20 protein-coding genes are annotated in these 18998 nt (G+C 63.9%); 10 read left to right on the top strand and 10 right to left on the bottom strand.

Annotation, left to right across the window (positions count from 1 at the left end; translation table 11 throughout):
* Window positions 1-76 precede the first annotated feature (76 nt).
* Entirely contained in the window at window positions 77-493 is a 417-nt protein-coding gene (locus tag H0U68_RS20035) for a hypothetical protein (RefSeq protein WP_296358667.1), read from the bottom strand.
* 123 nt (window positions 494-616) lie between these two features.
* On the bottom strand, window positions 617-3229 hold the full coding sequence (mdeB, locus tag H0U68_RS20040; RefSeq protein WP_296358668.1) for an alpha-ketoglutarate dehydrogenase: 2613 nt from the start codon (window positions 3227-3229) through the stop codon (window positions 617-619).
* A gap of 107 nt (window positions 3230-3336) precedes the next feature.
* Here mdeB and H0U68_RS20045 point away from each other — a divergent pair, with 107 nt between their 5' ends.
* Entirely contained in the window at window positions 3337-3804 is a 468-nt protein-coding gene (locus tag H0U68_RS20045; RefSeq protein ID WP_296358669.1) for an Lrp/AsnC family transcriptional regulator, read from the top strand.
* A gap of 120 nt (window positions 3805-3924) precedes the next feature.
* Window positions 3925-4122, top strand: a complete 198-nt coding sequence (locus tag H0U68_RS20050) for a hypothetical protein (RefSeq protein WP_296358695.1) — start codon at window positions 3925-3927, stop codon at window positions 4120-4122.
* On the opposite strand, the gene H0U68_RS20055 is transcribed toward H0U68_RS20050, so the two are convergent.
* The 4 genes from H0U68_RS20055 to H0U68_RS20070 are packed head-to-tail and all read right to left on the bottom strand — an operon-like array spanning window position 4109 to window position 6525.
* Window positions 4109-4534, bottom strand: a complete 426-nt coding sequence (locus H0U68_RS20055; RefSeq protein WP_296358690.1) for a DoxX family protein — start codon at window positions 4532-4534, stop codon at window positions 4109-4111. The two genes, H0U68_RS20050 and H0U68_RS20055, sit on opposite strands and share 14 nt — an antisense overlap.
* A gap of 50 nt (window positions 4535-4584) precedes the next feature.
* Window positions 4585-5349, bottom strand: a complete 765-nt coding sequence (locus H0U68_RS20060) for a DNA-binding domain-containing protein (RefSeq protein ID WP_296358670.1) — start codon at window positions 5347-5349, stop codon at window positions 4585-4587.
* Complete coding sequence (locus tag H0U68_RS20065) at window positions 5346-6218, bottom strand: DUF692 domain-containing protein (RefSeq protein ID WP_296358671.1); 873 nt, start codon at window positions 6216-6218, stop codon at window positions 5346-5348. Before H0U68_RS20065 ends, H0U68_RS20060 begins: the two co-directional genes overlap by 4 nt.
* Before the next feature lie 16 nt (window positions 6219-6234).
* Window positions 6235-6525: a DUF2282 domain-containing protein gene (locus tag H0U68_RS20070; protein ID WP_296358672.1), complete on the bottom strand. Its 291-nt coding sequence runs from the start codon at window positions 6523-6525 to the stop codon at window positions 6235-6237.
* A 147-nt stretch (window positions 6526-6672) separates the two neighbouring features.
* On the opposite strand from H0U68_RS20070, the gene H0U68_RS20075 reads away from it, so the two are divergent.
* Window positions 6673-7251 (top strand): sigma-70 family RNA polymerase sigma factor, encoded by a 579-nt coding sequence (locus tag H0U68_RS20075; RefSeq protein WP_296358673.1) that lies wholly within the window; start codon window positions 6673-6675, stop codon window positions 7249-7251.
* On the top strand, window positions 7248-7889 hold the full coding sequence (locus H0U68_RS20080) for a DUF1109 domain-containing protein (protein WP_296358674.1): 642 nt from the start codon (window positions 7248-7250) through the stop codon (window positions 7887-7889). The genes H0U68_RS20075 and H0U68_RS20080 overlap by 4 nt, the downstream gene beginning before the upstream one ends.
* 25 nt (window positions 7890-7914) lie before the next feature.
* Here H0U68_RS20080 and H0U68_RS20085 read toward each other — a convergent pair whose 3' ends face one another.
* Genes H0U68_RS20085 through H0U68_RS20100 form a run of 4 tightly spaced genes read right to left on the bottom strand, consistent with a single transcriptional unit; the run spans window position 7915 to window position 12579 of the window.
* The gene (locus tag H0U68_RS20085) at window positions 7915-8991 is read right to left on the bottom strand and encodes an aminoglycoside phosphotransferase family protein (RefSeq protein WP_296358675.1); all 1077 of its coding nucleotides are present in this window, start codon (window positions 8989-8991) and stop codon (window positions 7915-7917) included.
* On the bottom strand, window positions 8988-9638 hold the full coding sequence (locus H0U68_RS20090; protein ID WP_296358676.1) for an ATP-binding cassette domain-containing protein: 651 nt from the start codon (window positions 9636-9638) through the stop codon (window positions 8988-8990). The genes H0U68_RS20085 and H0U68_RS20090 overlap by 4 nt, the downstream gene beginning before the upstream one ends.
* Window positions 9635-11389, bottom strand: coding sequence for an ABC transporter permease subunit (locus H0U68_RS20095; RefSeq protein WP_296358677.1), 1755 nt, complete (start codon window positions 11387-11389; stop codon window positions 9635-9637). The genes H0U68_RS20090 and H0U68_RS20095 overlap by 4 nt, the downstream gene beginning before the upstream one ends.
* Window positions 11365-12579, bottom strand: a complete 1215-nt coding sequence (locus H0U68_RS20100; RefSeq protein WP_296358678.1) for an ABC transporter substrate-binding protein — start codon at window positions 12577-12579, stop codon at window positions 11365-11367. Before H0U68_RS20100 ends, H0U68_RS20095 begins: the two co-directional genes overlap by 25 nt.
* Window positions 12580-12697: 118 nt before the next feature.
* On the opposite strand from H0U68_RS20100, the gene H0U68_RS20105 reads away from it, so the two are divergent.
* Genes H0U68_RS20105 through H0U68_RS20130 form a run of 6 tightly spaced genes read left to right on the top strand, consistent with a single transcriptional unit; the run spans window position 12698 to window position 18977 of the window.
* On the top strand, window positions 12698-14851 hold the full coding sequence (locus H0U68_RS20105) for a bifunctional TVP38/TMEM64 family protein/FAD-dependent oxidoreductase (protein ID WP_296358691.1): 2154 nt from the start codon (window positions 12698-12700) through the stop codon (window positions 14849-14851).
* A 1-nt stretch (window position 14852) separates the two neighbouring features.
* On the top strand, window positions 14853-15548 hold the full coding sequence (locus H0U68_RS20110; protein ID WP_296358679.1) for a TIGR04283 family arsenosugar biosynthesis glycosyltransferase: 696 nt from the start codon (window positions 14853-14855) through the stop codon (window positions 15546-15548).
* 4 nt (window positions 15549-15552) lie between these two features.
* Window positions 15553-16221: a TIGR04282 family arsenosugar biosynthesis glycosyltransferase gene (locus tag H0U68_RS20115; protein ID WP_296358680.1), complete on the top strand. Its 669-nt coding sequence runs from the start codon at window positions 15553-15555 to the stop codon at window positions 16219-16221.
* A complete protein-coding gene (locus H0U68_RS20120; protein WP_296358681.1) occupies window positions 16196-16843 on the top strand; it encodes a DUF3047 domain-containing protein in 648 nt (215 codons plus the stop codon). The genes H0U68_RS20115 and H0U68_RS20120 overlap by 26 nt, the downstream gene beginning before the upstream one ends.
* On the top strand, window positions 16840-17979 hold the full coding sequence (locus tag H0U68_RS20125) for an FAD-dependent oxidoreductase (protein ID WP_296358682.1): 1140 nt from the start codon (window positions 16840-16842) through the stop codon (window positions 17977-17979). Before H0U68_RS20120 ends, H0U68_RS20125 begins: the two co-directional genes overlap by 4 nt.
* Window positions 17976-18977, top strand: a complete 1002-nt coding sequence (locus tag H0U68_RS20130; RefSeq protein WP_296358683.1) for a nucleoside hydrolase — start codon at window positions 17976-17978, stop codon at window positions 18975-18977. Before H0U68_RS20125 ends, H0U68_RS20130 begins: the two co-directional genes overlap by 4 nt.
* Window positions 18978-18998: the final 21 nt, after the last annotated feature.

Genomic DNA, 18998 nt, shown 5'->3' on the forward strand with positions numbered 1-18998 from the left:
GGCGTGTCGGGCCACAGCAGCACCGCGGTCACTCCGGCCAGCAGCGTGCCGCCGATGCCGACCGCGAGCGGCAGCCTCACAGGAAGGAGATGAAGGCGGTTCCGGTCTGGGTGCCCGAGCCGTTGTAGATGATGCAGCTGCCGCTCAGCGTGCCACCATTGAGGTTGTTGCACACCAGCTTGTAGGCCACGCCGAAATCGAGCGTCATGTTGAAGTTGCCCGCGGCGTTGAAATAGGCGCTGCCGTCGACCCCGTAGGTGCCGCCCAGGCTGGGACAGGACAGCTGGCCGTACATGGCGTAGTTGTCGCTGCGCGAAATGGCGCCGGTGGCGTCCAGCTGCAGCTGCGAGCAGCCGGTGAAGCCGTTCTGGGTGGTGGAGAACGACCAGAGCAGGTCGGCGTAGGTGGATGTGGAAACGAGCGTCTGGGCGGGAGCGGCGGCTGCTCCCAGGACGGCGGCCAGAGCAATGAGCAACTTTGAGAAACGGCGCATGAAGAGTCTCCTTGTGATACCAACTGTGGAGGTTCGATTCTGCGCAAAGCGCGCCGTGCCGGGGGACGATGCGCGAAAAAAATTTCGTCGGGTTTGTTGCTGAGCTTGACTGAGGGCAGGATGTCAGGCCAGCGCGAGCTTCGCGGCGCGCACGATGTGCGCCGCATCCACCCCGAAGAAGTCCCGCAGCATCACCCGCGTGTCGCTGCGCCCGAAGCCGTCGGTGCCCAGCGTGAGGTAGCGCCGGCCCGGCGGCAGGTAGGCGCGCACGCTCTCCGGCACGGCGCGCACGTAGTCGGTGGCGGCGATCACCGGGCCGCCTGCGGCGCCCAGCTGCGCGGCAATGAACGGCGTGCCCGCTTCCTCGCCGGCCAGCATGCGCTTCTCGCAGGCCAGGCCGTCGCGCGCCAGCTCGCTCCAGCTGGTGACGCTGAACACTTCGCTGGCGATGCCTTCTTCGGCCAGCTGCTGCGCGGCCTTCACCACTTCGGTGAGGATCGCGCCCGAACCCATCAAGGTCAGGCGCGGCTGGCCTTCGGGCCCGAAGCGCGCGAAGCGGTAGCAGCCACGGATGAGGTCGGCCTCCACGCCGGCCGGCAAGTCCGGCTGGGCGTAGTTCTCGTTCATGGCCGTGACGTAGTAGAAGACGTCGCGCTGCTCCACCAGCATCTCGCGCATGCCGTGGTCCACGATCACGGCCAGCTCGCCTGCATAGGCCGGGTCGTAGGCCTTGCAGTTGGGAATCATCGAAGCCGCCACGTGGCTGGTGCCGTCCTGGTGCTGCAGGCCCTCGCCGCCCAGCGTGGTGCGGCCCGAGGTGGCGCCAATCAGGAAGCCGCGCGCGCGCTGGTCGGCGGCGGCCCAAATGGCGTCACCCACGCGCTGGAAGCCGAACATGGAGTAGTAGATGTAGAACGGCAGCATGGCGAAGCCGTGCACGCTGTAGCTGGTGGCCGCGGCCGTCCAGCTGGCGATGGCGCCGGCCTCGCTGATGCCCTCTTCCAGGATCTGGCCGTCCATGGCCTCGCGGTACGACAGCACCGAGCCGATGTCCTCGGGCTCGTAGCTCTGGCCGCTGCTGGAGTAGATGCCGACCTGCTTGAACAGGTTGGCCATGCCGAAGGTGCGCGCCTCGTCCGCCACGATGGGCACGATGCGCGGGCCCAGTTCCTTGTCCTTCAGCAGGTTGCCCAGCATCCGCACGAAGGCCATGGTGGTGGACATTTCCTTGCCCGCCGCGGCCACGGCGAACTGCGCGTACGACGCGATCGGCGGCACCGGCACGGTGTCGGCCTGCGTCTGGCGCGCCGGCAGGAAACCGCCCAGCTTTTCGCGCCGCGCGTGCAGGTAGCGCATCTCCGGGCTGTCGGCCGCGGGGCGGAAGAAGCTCAGGTCGCGCGCCTGTTCGTCGGACAGCGGCAGGTTGAAGCGGTTGCGGTATTCGATGAGCGCGTTCTCGTCCAGCTTCTTCTGGCTGTGCGTGCCCATCTTGCCCTGGCCCGCCGTGCCCATGCCGTAGCCCTTCTTGGTGTGGGCGAAGATCACGGTGGGCTGGCCGCGGTGGTTGGCCGCCGCCTGGTAGGCCGCGTGGATCTTCACCAGGTCGTGGCCGCCGCGCTTCAACCGGTCGATCTGCTCGTCGGTCATGCCCTGGGCCAGGCGCTTGAGTTCCTCGTTCTGGCCGAAGAAGGTCTCGCGGTTGAAGCGCCCGTCCTTGGCGGCGAAGGTCTGCATCTGCCCGTCGACCGTGTGTGCGAAGGCCTTGGCCAGCGCGCCGGTGGTGTCGCGCGCGAACAGGCCGTCCCAGTCGCTGCCCCACAGCAGCTTGATGGTGTTCCAGCCGGCGCCGCGGAACAGCTTTTCCAGCTCGTCGACGATGCGGCCGTTGCCGCGCACCGGGCCGTCCAGCCGCTGCAGGTTGCAGTTGACCACCCACACCAGGTTGTCCAGCTTCTCGCGCGAGGCCAGCGTGAGCGCGCTCATGCTCTCGGGCTCGTCCATCTCGCCGTCGCCGAACACGCCCCACACCTTGCGGCCTTCGCAGTTCACCAGGCCGCGGTGCGTGAGGTAGCGCATGAAGCGCGCGTGGAAGATCGAGCTGATCGGCCCGATGCCCATGGACCCGGTGGGGAACTGCCAGAAATCGGGCATCAGCCACGGATGCGGATAGCTGGAGAGCCCGCGCGCGCCGTCGCGCACGCCGCTGATCTCCTGCCGGAAATGCGCGAGGTCGGCTTCCTGCAGCCGCCCTTCCAGGAAGGCGCGCGAGTACACGCCGGGCGCGCTGTGCGGCTGGAACAGCACCAGGTCGCCGCCGTGCGAATCATTGCGGCCGTGGAAGAAATGGTTGAAGCCAACTTCGAACAGGTCGGCCGCGCTGGCATAGCTGGCGATGTGGCCGCCCAGCTCGCCATAGGCCGCGTTGGCGCGCGCCACCATGGCCAGCGCGTTCCAGCGCATGAGCGAGCAAAGCTTTTCCTCGATGGCGAGGTCGCCGGGGAACACCGGCTGGCTTTCCACCGAAATGGTGTTGACGTAGGGCGTGACCAGCTCGGGCGACCAGCCCACGTGCGGGCTGCGTGCCAGCACGGCCAGCTGGTCCAGGATGAAGCGCGCCCGCGCCGGGCCGTGCGTGGCCACCAGGGCCAGGAAGGCGTCGCGCCACTCGGCGGTTTCCGCGGGATCGGCGTCGCCGGACTCGGCGGTGAGGTAGCGGGTGATGCTGTGGTCCGTCATATGCCTGCCACTGTAGACACATTGGCGCGGTATGGGCTCTTGAAAGAATCTGATGCTGACTGCCCAGCAGCATAAAATTTTGCGCAACCCCAAGGAAGCAGCATTTCATGCAACTAGACACCATCGATCTCCGCATCCTGGCCGAGCTGCAGCAGGACGGCGCGCTGACCAACGTGGCGCTGGCCCGCAGGGTGCACCTGAGCCCCTCGCCCTGCCTGGCGCGCGTGAAGGCGCTGGAAGACGCGGGCGTGATCGAGCGCTACGTGGCGATTGCAAGCGCTAAGGCGCTGGGGTTGGGCCTGAACGTGTTCATCAGCATCAGCCTGAAGGCGCAGTCGAAAGAAGCCCTGGCCGAATTCGAGCGCCGCGTGAGCGAGCACGACGAGGTGATGGAGTGCTACTTGATGAGCGGCGAGAGCGACTATTTAGTGCGCGTGGTGCTGCCGGACGTGGCGGCGCTGGAGCGGTTCATCCTGGAGCAGCTGTCGCCGATTCCGGGGGTCGAAAAAATTCGGTCTAGTTTTGCGTTGAAGCAGGTGCGGTACAAGACGGCATTGCCGTTGCGGGTTGGGTGAGTACTTCTGCTTTTGGCCGGAAGCAGACAGAAGTGGCCTCGCAAATCTGAACAGCGCGTTAGGTGGAGCTCTGGACATGAAGCTGGTCCGAACCTGGGCTGGTCACAGGCCGTGGCGGCCTTGCGCGAAGACAAGACGCTGGCCGAACTGGCCACGCACTTCGAGCTGCGCCCCAACCGGATCACCGAATGGAAGCGGCAACTGCTCGAACATGCCGCGGGCGCCTTTGGCGGGGGCTTGGACGCGGCCGAGCCGGTGGACCTTGCGCCGTTGCACGCCCGAGACGACCGGGTAGCACGACGCTTTAGTCGATCTTGATGAGCCTGTCGATAGACACCGGCCCTGCGCCCCGACCAATCAGATAGAGCAACAACGCTGCCCATGACAAATGAGTGGGCCATGCATCGGGATAGACAAAGAGCTGGATGGTCAGCGTCATGCCCAGAAGCGCCAGTGCGGACAGCCTCGTGAAGAGGCCCAGAACAAGAAACGCGGGGAACAAATGTTCTGCATATGCCGCCAGATGCGCGGCGATCTCGGGCGGAATGAAAGGCAGCTTGTATTCGGTTCGGAACAGTTCGTAGGCGCTGTCGGTGATCGTCAGAAAACCATCGACCTTGGTCCTTCCCGAAAGAAAAAAGATCGAGGCGACCGAGATGCGGCAGGCAAGCGCCAGCATGCCGTGTCCGATCCATCGCGACAGGTTGGCGGCGACAGCATTCCACCGCATGCGCAAGCCCTCGGCTTTTACAACAGGCGTCGGGGCATAAGTGGTTGGGCTCATGTGAGTCTTTCTTCAATGGAGGTCGGGCAGATCAATGCGCCGGCGGACAGCAATTGCGAAAGCAGAGCCGCAATATCGGCGCCGGGGTGAACCTCCAGAGCAGCGCCGGCGGCCTCCGCAAGCCCGCATCCATCGGCACATGCGTCAAGAAAAGCGCCGCCGCATGGCTCGATGGCCTGCCACATCACTGCATCGGTGGGCCGAGTGAGCAAAGCGCCCTCGCCCCGCCAGACGATCTCGTCGGCGGATTCACATTCGACGCGATTGCGCGCCCAGATCGAATAGACCGGCAAATCTTCGAAAACGCGCCAGCGTGTGGCGGGATGGGGTTGCAAACGCACAGCACCGAGCTCGTACGGCGCAAGCGTTGCAAGCCATGCGCTGTCAACGGCAACCGCGTCCTCGGCCGTGTGCGCTCCGATCCAAAGCCAGTCGAGCGTAGCGACGCCAGGCAGATACGCGAAATCGCGCGCGGACTCGAAGTCAGCCAGGAAGTCTGCGAACGACGCACCGTACATCAGCATTCGTCCGTCGCTTGGAGGCCGTGCGCGAACGTAGGTTGCGGCGGTCGCGCGAAACCAGCCGGAACCTACCAGTCGAACGACACTCGGGAAGTTCGCTTGCAGCGCATCGACACAGCCGCTCATCACCGTATTGCGATACACGGCAAAGCCAGGCTGCCTCGTCAATTCAGAATTTTCATCCGGATCGAACAGGCATTTGACGACGCTCGACTGGAAGCTGGCCAGCGAATCGCTCATGACGGCTGCCCGGCAATTTCGGAGGCATCACACGCGACACCGCGCGCAACACGGCGCAGTTCGGTCGATGCCAAATGGCATTCACTTAACAGCGTGTCGAATGCAGGAACATTGCCGTCGCGCTCGATCAGCGTGGGTCGGCTGCCAATGCGCTCGACGAGGTGGCGGTACAGACGCCAGACCTCAGGCGCGATCGGCGCATCGTGCGAGTCGATCAGCAGCGATTCGCCCAGCGCGGGATCGACAGTGTGCCCCGCGAGATGAATTTCCATGACGCTCTCGGCGGGAAAATCATCCAGGTAACTGGACGCATCGAAACCGAGATTGCGCGATGAGACGTACACGTTGTTCACATCGAGCAGCAAGCCGCAGCCGGTGCGACGAACCATCTCCTTCAGGAACCCGATCTCGTCCCACTCGTGGCCATTGATGCGCAAATAGTGAGACGGGTTTTCGATGGCCACCTTGCGGCCCAGTGCCGATTGCATGCGGTCGATGTTGGACACGATGCGACGCAACGCGTCGTTGCTTCGCGGGAACGCAAGAAGATCAGGAACGCTGATGCCGTTCCACGCTGACCACGCCAGATGCTCCGACACCAGCGCTGGCTCGAGCCGCTGAACCAGCGCGCCCAGGCGTTCGAGATGTGCAGCGTCAGGCGCCGCATCGCTCGCGAGAGACAGCGACACGCCATGCAATGAAAGCGGGTGTGTCGCGCGAATCGCTTCGAGCATGCGCACCCGCGGGCCGCCGGCAACCAGATAGTTCTCGGCGTGTACCTCGAACCACATGCCCTCCGATCGGCAAGCCAGCGCATCCTCGTGGTGCTCGGGCTTGAGGCCGACTCCGGAAAGCGTGTGAGAATGCATGGTGCCCGCCGTCCGATCAGGACTTCATTTCTGTCAGCGATCCGGTGCCCTTGGGCGTCTTCATCGTCGCGCAGGTGCCGGCAGGAACGTTCTTCCAGGCATTGCCCTGATAGTCGGTCTTCGAGGTGCCGGCGCAAGTGGTTCCAGCGCCTGCCTTGCAGTCGTTTTTGCCGGCGAGCGCCACGCCGTAGCACTTCTCCATGCTGGCCATCATCTTGTCGCCCATGGGCTTGGTGTCTTGAGCCATGGCTGCGCCGGCGGCAAGAGCGGAGAGTGTGAAGGCGGTGATTGCGATGGAACGATTCATGGTGTGTTGACTCCGAAGGTTGAGATAGACAACCGGCCAACCGGCGCGGTCGAATGTAGTTCGCGCAAAGCGCGTCGCCGGTTACAGCACTCCGCATAATTCGCCAATTCAATTTATTTCAAGGGTAGGCTGTAACCGCCGTACTCGATGCAGCGAACTACAGAAGCACCATCAATCCGGGCGATCGACCTCGAGGCAGAGCTTCACGCCTTGTTCGTGCGCGGAATGGATGGCGACACTGCTGCATATCAGGCCTTCCTGCAAAAGCTCAGCGCCCATTTGCGCGCGTTTTTGCGAAGACGTCTGTTCGGCTGGCCAGATGATGTCGAAGATCTTGTTCAGGAATGCCTACTCGCCGTGCACAACAAACGCCACACCTACCAGAGCGATCAGCCGCTCACGGTATGGGTGCATGCGATCGCCCGATACAAGTTGATCGACCTGCTTCGCTCAAAGTCCGGGCGCGAGGCGCTGCATGATCCGCTCGACGACGAGCTGGCAGTTTTTGCAGAGAGCAGCACCGACGCCAGCGACGCACGCCGCGATCTCACTGGGCTGCTTGCAACCCTGCCTGATCGCCAACGCCTGCCCATCGAGCACGTCAAGCTCAAGGGCCTCTCGGTGACGGAAGCGGCAGCCCTCCTGGGCATGTCGGAGTCGGCCGTCAAGGTGGGCATCCATCGCGGTCTCAAGACGCTCGGCAAGCGCGCAGGAAGCTACTCATGAAAACCGACGACCTGATTTCTCTTCTGGCGACCGATACCGCGCCCGTTCGCACACGTGCGGCTTCAAGACAGCTCGCAGTCGCCATGTCGCTTGGCATTTCTCTGTCGATCGCGACAATGCTTTTGACGATAGGTGCCCGACCAGATGTGTCTCAAGCGGTGTTGTCGCCGATGTTCTGGGTGAAGGTCCTGTTTCCGTTCGTGTTGGCGTGCGCGTCGTTTGCCACGTTGGCCCGGCTTGCACGTCCCGGTGTCAGCGCGCGTGCCGGTGAAGTGGCCAACGTCCTGCCTGTCCTGCTGCTGTGGCTCGTTGCGATCGCTGTGTATGCCAATGCCCCAGAGGCGGAACGCGCTTCGATGGTGTGGGGGGAGAGCTGGCGGTCATGCATTTTGAGCGTGCTGGTGATGTCGGGGCCGATCTTCGTGGCGGCATTCCTTGCGTTGCGCCAACTCGCCCCCACTCGACTATCGCAGGCCGGCGCGTATGCGGGTGCGCTCAGCGGGGAAGCGGCAGCGGCCATCTATGCCTTTCATTGCCCCGAGACAGCGTTGCCCTTCATGGCAATTTGGTATATCGCGGCCATTGCGATCGCTGCGGGCATCGGGGCCGCGCTGGGCCCGCGCCTTTTGAAGTGGTGAGGACGGTCGTTGCGGCGCGCGAGCATCAGACACGAAACGCCCGGTCGAGATTTTCGAGCTCATCGATAACGAAAGCCACGCGCTGCGGCGATAGATAGTCATCGACTCGGTCGCGCACATGACTGTGGAGCTGCTGTTCGCTCATGGTGTCCGACCAATCCTCGCCATGTGCAGAGGGTTGTCGCGGCTGGTGCGACACAACGCGCCACTTGGCACACCACGTCACGGACCAAAGCCACATCGCTGCGCGAGCGAGCACCCAGTCGCGCCCGTCTCCTGCCGATGCGCCTCCGAGCGCCAAGGTCCAGCGGTGATAAGCCCCGATGACCTCGGCAGCGTTCAGTACGGCGCTACTTTCCAGGTCCCAGGTGGTGGAGGTCACCAGCGTCGCGTGTGCGATGTCCAGCGACGGCACACCGTAGCGGGCTTTTTCGAGGTCAACGAGGACGGCCACGCCATTTTCGCGAATGAGGAAATTACCCGGATGCGCGTCGAACGCGATCAGTCGCTTCGGTGTGGCGCGCGCTAAAGCGATTTCTGCGCGGACAAGTGCCAGCGTCGCGTCGATGCCTGCCCGACTCGCGTGTGCAAGACCGGCCGCATCCAAGTGCGCGGCTTGGGCGTCGATCTCGACAAGCAATGCCTGTATCGGACTGGCAGGGTCCCACAAGGGCTGACGAACGCCCTCCGCTGGCAATGGCAGCGCGTGGATCGCAGCCAGCGCGTCCATGATGGCATTCAGATCCGCAGGAAGGCGTGCGGGTCTACCGACGATCTCTTCCACCAGAAGCGCACCGCGCGGCAAGTCGGCAGAGGGCGACAGCAAACCCAACAGCTTTGGCGCGTGACCACTTGGCGCGGCGCGCGTGAAGCAAGCGGACTGATAGGCGAGGTTCGCATCGGCCGCCAAACCCATCTGGCTCTGCTTGGGCACTCGCGCGATCCAACCGGTTCCGGGCAGCCGGAAGTGCCAATGGGCGAGCCCTTTGTCGAGCATCGGCTCCGGCAAGTGCGCCGCAAGGTTCGGGTGTTCATGCACCAGCGCGGCGTGCACCTGCTGTGCCCTCTCTGCGCTGTCAGAACTCTGCGTCGGCGCGCTCATGGTTCATCCAGCGTGATCACCCGTCCAGCGGCAGCTTGCGCATCGTCCTCGTCGTGGGTGACGAGTACGGTGGGCAATCCATGTTGGCGCGCGTGACTGAACACGAATTCACGGAAGTCGCTGCGCAGCCGCGTGTCGAGTTTGTTGAAGGGCTCGTCCAGCAGCAGCACGCGCGGCAGCGCAAGCAGTGTGCGCATGAGCGCCACGCGCGCACGCTGGCCGCCGGACAAGGTGGCTGGATCACGATTGGCCAGTCCGTCGAGACCGCACTCCTTCAGCGCGGCATCGACTCGGTCTCGCCGTTCATTCGACGCGCGTATTGCGGCCGGCATGGCGAAGGCCAGATTGCCTCCTACCGATAAATGCGGAAACAGCAGATCGTCCTGGAACAGGATGCCTACGCCGCGCCGCTCGGGCGGCAGCAGCGTGAGGTCGACGTCCCCCACGCTCACACGACCGCTGGCTTCGAATACCTTCGGCAGCGTTCCGGCGAGGTAGTTCAGCAACGTCGATTTGCCACTTCCGCTGGGACCCATCAGCGTCAGGCACTCACCCGGCGCTATGGCCGCATCGAGCGGCGCGATGAGGGCGCGGCCGTGCAAACGGATCGAAACGGCCAGGAGCGCAAGCGCTTGCGGTGTGCTCATGCGAGTCCTTTGCGATGGGTGTACAACATTCGTGGCACTACGGCCGCCAGCAGGTAAACCACCAACGGGAACAGCGCCTGCAATGCGGCCCACGCACCGATGACTCTGCGGTCGGCACCGGCAGAAAGAGTCACAGCCTCGGTGGTCAAAGTCGCGACGCGCCCGGCACCCGCAAACAGGGTTGGCAGGTATTGCCCGGCGCTCACCGCGAAAGCAACAGCACACGCCACGAGCAGAGGCTTCAGCAGGATGGGCAGCTTGACGCGAAAGAACATGCGCCACGGCGAGGCACCCAAGCTCGCGGCGGCTCGCGCATATTGCGTGTCGAACGCGCGCCACGGATCGGCAAGCGACAGAAAAAGGTAAGGCAGGACGAACACCAGATGCGCCGAGATCACGGCAAGATGGTTGGCGTCGAGTCCCAGCCTGATCAACAGCACTTGCAGCCCGAACAGGAATGCGATTTGCGGCACGAGCAGCGGCACGTAGAGCAGCCAGACGCTGGCCGACAATGCACGCTTCTGGCGACCCGCCGAACCACCCGTGCGCGACTCGTTCTCCAGACAGGCCAGCGTGAGCACCAACGCGACGGCGGTGCTCGCGACTCCCACCAGCAGCGTCGTCCAGGCGGGTCCGGCGAGCTGACCCGATTGCCGAACCCAGGTATCGAGCGTGAGCCCCGGCGGGAAGGCTTGCGGAAAGCGCCACGGCACGGCGACCGACCACAGCAGCATGCCCAGCATCGAAATCACGGCGAGCAGCGCGAGGACCCCACCCGCCGCAGTACCGACGCCGGCAGCGATCGCTGCTGCCCCGCCCCGCGCGCCGCGCTCGACCCATCGACGGAACAGGGGCAGCGCAAGGCGCTCGCCCACGTACCAGGCGCCGATGCTCGCTGACACCACGCCCAGCAACAGCGTGGCCGCGGCGGCGGCAATGAAGTAACGCGCCGTGTTCGGGTCGGCAAACCAGCGGACGGCCTGCACTGCCAGCGTCGGTGGATTGCCCGGTCCCAGAACAATTGCCACGTCCACCACCGACAGCGAGAAAGCCAGCACGGCATAGATCGGCAGGCGAATCTGCGGATAAACCTGTGGCAGCACCACCTTGAACCAGGCCAGCATCGGCCCATACCCCATCGAGCGTGCCACCGCGATTTGCGCCGGTGCACGCACCTGGTTGAGCGCGCCGAAGATCATCAGCAACAAGAAAGGTGCCTCTTTCATTACCAGCGCCGCAATCAAAGGCCAGCCGGACGCATCGCCGACAGTGCTTACGTCCGGAGGAATCGACCATCCAGTCAGGCCCGGCGAAACCCAGCGAACCAGCCAGCCCGAAGGCAGGATCAGAAAAGCGAAACCGATCGCGAGTGCCGAATGCGGCATCGCCAGCAAAGGGGCAAGGATGGTTCCGAGTCGCTTCGCGCTTGCGCGGTGATGCAGAAAGCCGGCCACGGCCAGCGCCAGCAGCACCGAGATCAACGTCGAGGTCCAGCCGACGACCAAAGTCAGACGCAGACTGGTTGCGAAACCCGGCGCGTCGAACAGGGCGCGCCAGGGGTCCAGGCTCCAGCGATCACCGCCGATCGCAGGGAGCCAGCCGAAGGCAGGCATCATGGTGCCGATCAGGCCGCAGGCAATCGGCGCGGCAAAGGCCGCGACCGTCAGCACGGGTGCCAGCTGCAGCAGCCGACTCGGGCCGCTCGTCGCCGTGCCGGCCGATGCTGTTAGCGCGTGTAGCGCTTCTGCCATTCGGCCTCGATGCGGGTCATCCATGAAGCATGCGGTTCGAGCAGCGGTGCTCCCAGTTCCGCGGCCGATGGCAGCGCGGCGCTCGGCGTCAGACGGTCAAACCGCGCGCGGTCGAGCGCCGACAGCTTGGAGAAGTCGAGCACGTTCAGGTTGCCGAGATAGCGTGTGTCCTGCGCACGGGCCTGCGCCTCGGGACCAATAAGGAAGTCGGCCACCACCAGCGCGCCTTCCTTATGCGCTGCGTTGTACGGAATTGCCACGAAGCTCGTGTTGCCGATCGTTCCCTTGCTGAAGGTAAAGGAGCGCACGGTCGCAGGGAGCAGGCCGGCACTGACCGATGCTGCGGCCTCGGCCGGGTGAAACGAGAGCGTGATGTCGATCTCGCCATCGTTGAGCAACTGGCGCTGCGCTGAACCGTTGTCCGGAAACTGCTGGCCTTGTCGCCACAGCGTGGGCTTGAGTTGGTCATACCAGGCCCACAACGGCGTCGTGACCTGCACAAAGCTCGTGTCCGTGGCGGGCACCTGCAGCAGCGCAGGATCAGCCATCAAGTCGACAAGCGCTTGCTTGAGGAAGGTCGAGCCGAGGAAATTGCTGACCTTTGGATGCGTCAACCGTCCGGGATGTCGCCGCGCCCAGTCCAGCATGGCCGGCGCCGACCGCGGTATATCTGCTGGATTCCTGAGGCGCGCCGAGTCGTAGACGAAGACGATTTGGGCGAGGCTCCAGGGCACAGCCATGCCGTCGACCGGTGTGGTGAAGTCAATCAGGTTCGACCGCTTGCGGGTCACGTCCACGTACTTGAAATTCGGCAGCGTCTGGGTGACCGGGCCGTAGAGCAGGCCCTGCCGCTTCATGGCGAAAAAGTTCGGTCCATTGATCCAGATGAGATCGACTGTGCCGCCCTCATTGCGACCGGCGGATTTCTCTGCGATGACCCGCGTCACGGCCTCGGACGTGTCCCTCAGGCGCGTATGGACGACGGTCACGCCATGGCGTAACTTGACCTGCTCCCCGACCCAGGCAATGAAGGCGTTGGTTGTCTCGTCACCCGCCCAGGCATTCCAGTAAACCGTCTGGCCGCGCGCCTTGGCCAGAACCGATTCCCAGGCGCCGGGCGATTGCGCCCTCACCCATGGCGAGGCAAGCACAGCAGTGGCAAGTAACGTGAAATTGCGGCGTTGGAGCATGTCGTGAAATGTTGATGGAAGAGTGCGATGTCGATTAGACGGCGCGCGCACCTCATTCTTACAAGGCCAAGCGCACCGATGTAAGAGCGAGGTTGATTTCGCGTCTAAGCTGATGATCATGAAACTTCAGATAGACAAACGCTGGTGGGCAGTCGCCGCCCTCGCATTCGCCATCATCGCATTCTTCGTGCTGGACCTCGGGCAATACCTGAGGCTGTCTACGATCAAGAGCAGTCAGGCGCAGTTGGAGGCATGGCGTGCGGCGCAACCTCTGCAAGCTGCGCTGATCTTCTTTGCTGCCTATGTGCTGGTCACGGCACTGTCGCTGCCGGGTGCTGCGGTGTTGACGCTTGCCGGCGGCGCGATCTTCGGCCTGGGTTGGGGCACCTTGCTGATTTCGTTTGCGTCGAGCATTGGCGCCACGCTCGCGTTTCTGGCGTCGCGATGGCTGCTCGGCGATTGGGTGCAGTCGCACTTCGGCGAGCGCATGGCTGCGCTGAATGCAGGCGTCGCGAAAGACGGCGGTTTTTATCTGTTCACGCTGCGTCTGGTGCCGGTCGTGCCGTTCTTCGTCATCAACCTGGCGATGGGGTTGACGCACATCCGGCCGTTGACCTTCTACTGGGTCAGCCAACTCGGCATGTTGGCCGGGACGATCGTGTACGTGAATGCCGGAACGCAGCTGGCGCGGATCGATTCGCTCTCTGGCGTCGTGTCACCTGGGGTGCTGGGCTCGCTGGTGCTTCTTGGCCTATTCCCGCTGATCGCACGCAAGGTGATCGACGTGGTGCGGGCACGCAAGATCTATTTGAAGTGGCAACGCCCGGAAAAGTTCGATCGCAACCTGGTCGTTATCGGTGCGGGTTCTGCCGGGCTGGTCACGGCCTACATCGCAGCTACCGTGCGGGCCAAGGTCACGCTGGTCGAGAAAAACGAGATGGGCGGCGATTGCCTGAACACCGGCTGCGTGCCGTCGAAGGCATTGATCCGTTCGGCGCGTTTTCTGTCGCACGTGAAGCGCTCGAACGAATTCGGCATTCGGTCTGCCACCGCGGATTTCGAGTTCGCCGAAGTGATGGAGCGCGTGCAGCGGGTGATCCAAGACATCGAGCCGCACGATTCCATCGAGCGTTACACCGCATTGGGCGTCGACGTTGTACAGGGCGAGGCGCGCATCGCATCGCCTTGGGAAGTGGAGATTGCGCATGCGGATGGTAGCAAGCAGATGCTGACGACTCGAAGCATCGTGATCGCGGCCGGTGGCCGACCGTTGGTGCCGCCAATACCCGGTCTCGATCAGATCAACTACCTCACCTCAGACAACGTCTGGGCATTGCGTGAACGCCCGGGCCGCATGGTCGTTCTCGGCGGCGGGCCGATCGGCTGCGAGCTGGCCCAGACGTTTGCACGGCTCGGATGCCGAATCACTCAGGTCGAAAAAGGCGAACGCATCTTGCCGCGAGAGGACGACGATGCCGCCGCCCTCGTCACCCGCCGATTCGTCGAAGAAGGCATCGATCTGCGGTTTGCGCACGAGGCAAGCCGCATCGAGGTAGTTGAAGGCGAGAAAGTCCTCGTCGCGCTGCACGACGGCAAGGAGGTGCGTATTGCTTTCGATGCGCTCTTGATCGCTGTCGGACGCCAAGCCAACCTGGACGGCTACGGCTTGAAGGAGCTGGGCGTGACCACTGAGCGCACGGTGCAAGTCAACGACTACCTGCAGACGTCATTCCCGAATATTTATGCAGCTGGCGATGTCGCGGGGCCTTACCAATTCACGCACACGGCATCGCATCAGGCTTGGTATGCAGCGGTGAATGCGCTGTTCGATCCGTTCAAGAAGTTTCGCGCGGACTACCGTGTGATTCCGTGGGCGACCTTCGTCGAGCCAGAGGTCGCGCGGGTCGGATTGAATGAACAAGAGGCGCGCGAAAAGAAAATTCCGCACGAAGTCACGGTGTACGGCATCGACGATCTTGATCGCGCCATAGCTGACAGCGAGGCCCATGGCTTCGTCAAGGTTATCACGGTGCCCGGCAAGGACCGTATCCTCGGCGTGACCATCGTCGGGGAACATGCGGGTGACCTGATCGCCGAATACGTGCTGGCGATGAAGCATGGAATCGGCCTGAACAAGATCCTCGGCACGATCCACATCTATCCCACCATGGCCGAGGCCAACAAGTACGTGGCCGGCAACTGGAAGCGCGCCCACGGGCCCGAGAAACTGCTGACTTGGGTCGGGCGCTTTCATGCGAGGCGACGTGGTTGATGTGAGCACGTCGCTGGCCATCGTCATTCCGGTCCTCGATGAAGCCGCGACGCTTGCCCAGCGACTGCTGGCGCTGGAGCCGCTGCGTCAGCGCGGCGCCAGTGTGGTGGTGGTCGATGGCGGCAGCGCTGATGACACGCTGGCGATTGCGCGTAAGCACGCCGACGTGGCGCTCGTCGCGCCGCGCGGTCGGGGTGCCCAGATGAACGCCGGCGCGAGGGCTTGCACAGCGGGAGTTCTTTTGTTTCTGCACGCCGACACCACGCTCCCTGACAAAGCCGACACGCTCGTGCTGGAGTCGCTGCAAGGCGGTTCCATCTGGGGTCGCTTCGACGTGCGCATTGACAGCCAACGTCCCATCTTCCGCTGCATCGAAAGCATGATGAACTGGCGCTCGCGCTGGAGCGGCATTGCAACCGGTGACCAAGCAGTGTTCGTGCGACGCGACGCGTTCGACCTTGCCGGCGGATTTCCCGACATTCCGCTGATGGAAGACATCGCCCTGTCTCGCGGACTCAAGCGGATCGCGCCACCGGTGTGCCTGCGCGACTGGGTGATCACCTCGGCGCGGCGCTGGGAAAGGCACGGCGTCTGGCGCACCGTCTTGCTCATGTGGCGGCTTCGGGCCGCGTACTTTCTGGGCGCCGATCCAGCATCGTTGGCCGTCCAATACGGATACGTCCCGCGTTCCTTGTGATCCGATGACGAAGCGTGTACACATCGCCATTCTCGCCAAGGCACCGATCGCCGGTTATGCCAAGACGCGCCTTATTCCGGCACTCGGCGCGTATGGCGCGGCTCGACTGCAAAGGACCTTCACGCGGGCAGCGGTGCGCGTTGCCGTCGAGGCGGACCTCGGAGACGTGGTGCTGTGGTGCGCCCCAAGTCGCAGTTACCGATTTTTCCGTGCGTTGCAGCGCACCACCCATATCCGCTGCAACGACCAGCCCGATGGCGACCTCGGAGAGCGGATGCTGCACGCGGCAACCGCCGCCTCCTTCACTGACCCCAAGCATGCGGTATTGATCATGGGAACGGATTGCCCCGGCCTCAACGCGCACCATCTTCAAACAGCTGCCGATGCGCTCGGCGAGTTCGACGCGGTGTTCATCCCCGCTGAAGACGGCGGCTATGTGCTGGTGGGCCTGCGCAGGCCGCAGCCTGGCCTCTTCGCCGGAATGAGATGGAGCACCGCCAGCGTCATGGACGAAACGCGCCACCGGGCCGCATCGCTGGGCCTTCGGATTTGTGAACTGCCGCCGTTATGGGACGTGGATACGCCCGAAGACCTGATGCGCATTCAGTCGCTTGAACCCTCAACGAACCAACCCGGAAAACTCACCCATGATCTCTTCAGCACCGCTCGGTGACATAGTTGCGCCGGGCTGGATTCACCAACGCCTGCCCAAGGTTAAGCGGGCCAACGACTACGCGATCGAGGCGGAGGACAACCGGCGCGTGCTGCACGTGCGCTCGGCCTCGTCGGCCTCGTCATGGATCACGCGTCTGGATGTCGACCCCGACCGCACGCCCTGGCTGCAGTGGCAGTGGAAGGTGTCGCGCTCGCTGGCCGGCTCGGACTTGCGGGTCAAGCAGGGCGACGACTATGCCGCCCGGCTTTACGTGTTTTTCGGCCTGCCGCTCGACCGCCTCTCGTTCAAGGATCGGTTGGGTATTCGGACGGCACGCGCCCTGGCTGGCGTGGAGATTCCGGCGGCTGCCTTTTGCTACGTGTGGGGCCATGCGCAAGCTGCGGGCGCGGCCGGCTGGAATCCTTATACCAACCGGGTTCGCATGGTCGTTCTCGACAGCAAGGACGGCGACGCTGGTACGTGGCGCCCTCATGCGCGCGATGTCCGCCGGGACTGGGTCGAGGCTTTCGAGGGACCCGTGCCGCACATCAGCGGTGTCGGCATCGGCGCAGACACCGACAACACCTCTGACAAAGTCGATGCATGGCCCGGCGATCTTCGATTCGCCGCCACTTCATGAAGCAGCTTGTTTTGCTCGGCGGCGGCCATGCCCATCTTGCCGTGTTGAAGGACTTGGCCGAGCGGCCGCTGGAGGGCTGGCAGGTGCTTCTGGTGACACCGTTCCGACGTCAGATTTATTCCGGAATGTTGCCGGGCTGGGTCGCTGGTCACTATGCAATCGACGATTGCGCGATCGCGCTCGATACGCTGGCGAAGCGCGCGCGCATCGAGATTTCACTCACCGCCTGCACCGGTCTCAACCTGTCTGCGAATACGGTCGCCTGCACCGACGGGACGACAGTGCACTTCGATTTGCTTTCGATCGATACGGGCCCGGAGCCTGCACTGGGCAACCTTCCGGGCGCGCTCGAACACGCGCTACCCATTCGACCGATCGAAGGATTCGTGGCGGCGTGGCCGGTCTTGGTGAAGCGCATCGTGGCGCAATCCAACAGCTTCGAATTGGCCGTGCTCGGTGCGGGCGCGGCGGGTGTCGAGCTGGCCTTGGCAATCCATCGCAGAGCGCTGACCGAAGGCTGGTCGCACGTGCGAATCACGCTGATCGGCTCGGACGCGCTCCCGCTCGAAGGCGTCGCGGGAAGGGCTCGGCTTGATCTCGCGCGGCTGCTTGCACAGCGCAGCATTCGCTGGATTGGCGAGCGTCGCGCAATGCGCATCGCGCCCAAGCAAATTGAATTTGAGCAAGGTGCTTCGGTCGAGTTCGACGCATGCATCGCACTCACAGGCGCTGCCGCACCTTCGTGGCCTCGCACCGCCGGCATGGCAACCGACGCCTGCGGCTTTATTCGTGTCGCAAGCACGTTGCAGGCAACGCTGCATCCGCACATCCTTGCCGCAGGCGACGTGGCTGCCTACGAGAATCCCCGGCCGAAGTCGGGCGTGTTTGCCGTCCGCGCAGGACCGGTGCTCGCAAAGAACCTGCGCGCTTTGTGCGAAGGCGAGCCGCCACAGCCGTGGTCGCCTCAGCAACGAGCGCTGTATCTGATCAGCACCGGCGACCAGCAAGCCGTTGCAGCATGGGGTCGCTGGTCGTGGCGAGGCGCCTGGGTCTGGCGCTGGAAAGATCGGATCGACCGACAGTTCGTTGCGGGCTTTGGTGCGGATCACGCCAGAGGCGAGAAAGACAAGACATGAACGAATCCATGACCGCGTTCCCTACGCACTCCGACGCGTGGACGATGGAGAGGCTACGCGAGCCCGCGCAAGGCAGTCGCACTCGCATCGTCATCGACACGGACGCCGCGAACGAGGTCGACGACCAATTCGCGCTGGCCTGGGCGCTGCTCTCGCCCGCCGAGCTGCAGGTAGATGCGGTGCATGCAGCACCGTTCTCATTCAGTCACCGGCGTGCGTCATTGCCGAAAGCCCCGCCAGATGCTCGGCCATTCGATCCGCCGCAGGTCGGCATGGAACGCAGCTACGAAGAGATCGAACGGGTGTTCGAGCGGATGTCGCTGCCATCGTCGAGTCGGGTCTATCGCGGAAGCGCGGGGTATTTGGAGTCGCCCAGCGAACCACGTCGCAGTGCTGCATGCGATCACCTCATTGCGTTGGCTCGAACAGCGGACGCGCAGCACCCGCTGTACGTCGTCGCGCTGGGATGTGTCACCAACATCGCGAGTGCGCTGCTTCTCGCGCCGGATATCGTCGACCGAATCGTTGTCGTCTGGACGAGCGGCTACCCATCGAGCGCGCCGCATGTGAACGCGTCGTTCAACCTCGAACAAGATGCTGCTGCCAGCCGAGTCCTGCTCGACAGCGGTGTGCCTCTGGTGTACTTGCCAGGCTTCCACGTTGGCGCACAACTGCGGCTGTCATCGGTCGAAGTCGAACACTACGTGAAGGGCCAAGGCGTGATCGGCGACTACCTGCATGGGCTGTTCTCGAACAATCCGCTGTGGTCGATCCTCGGGCATGACGCCAGCAAGCCCTATTCGTGGGTGATCTGGGACTTGATCTGCCTGGCCTGGCTGATCCGGCCCGAGTGGGTTCCGAGCACGCTGGTGCGTACGCCTCGGCTGGACGCCGCGTTGCGCTGGGTGCAGGCCGCCCAGCGACCGCTGATGCGCGAGGGTCACGCGGTGCAGCGCGATGCGATCTTCAACGACTTCTTCGCCAAGCTCGCACGCTGACGAGCACACTGATATGCCCCG

The sequence above is a fragment of the Ramlibacter sp. genome (assembly GCF_013697775.1).
Taxonomy (GTDB): Bacteria; Pseudomonadota; Gammaproteobacteria; order Burkholderiales; family Burkholderiaceae_C; genus Ramlibacter.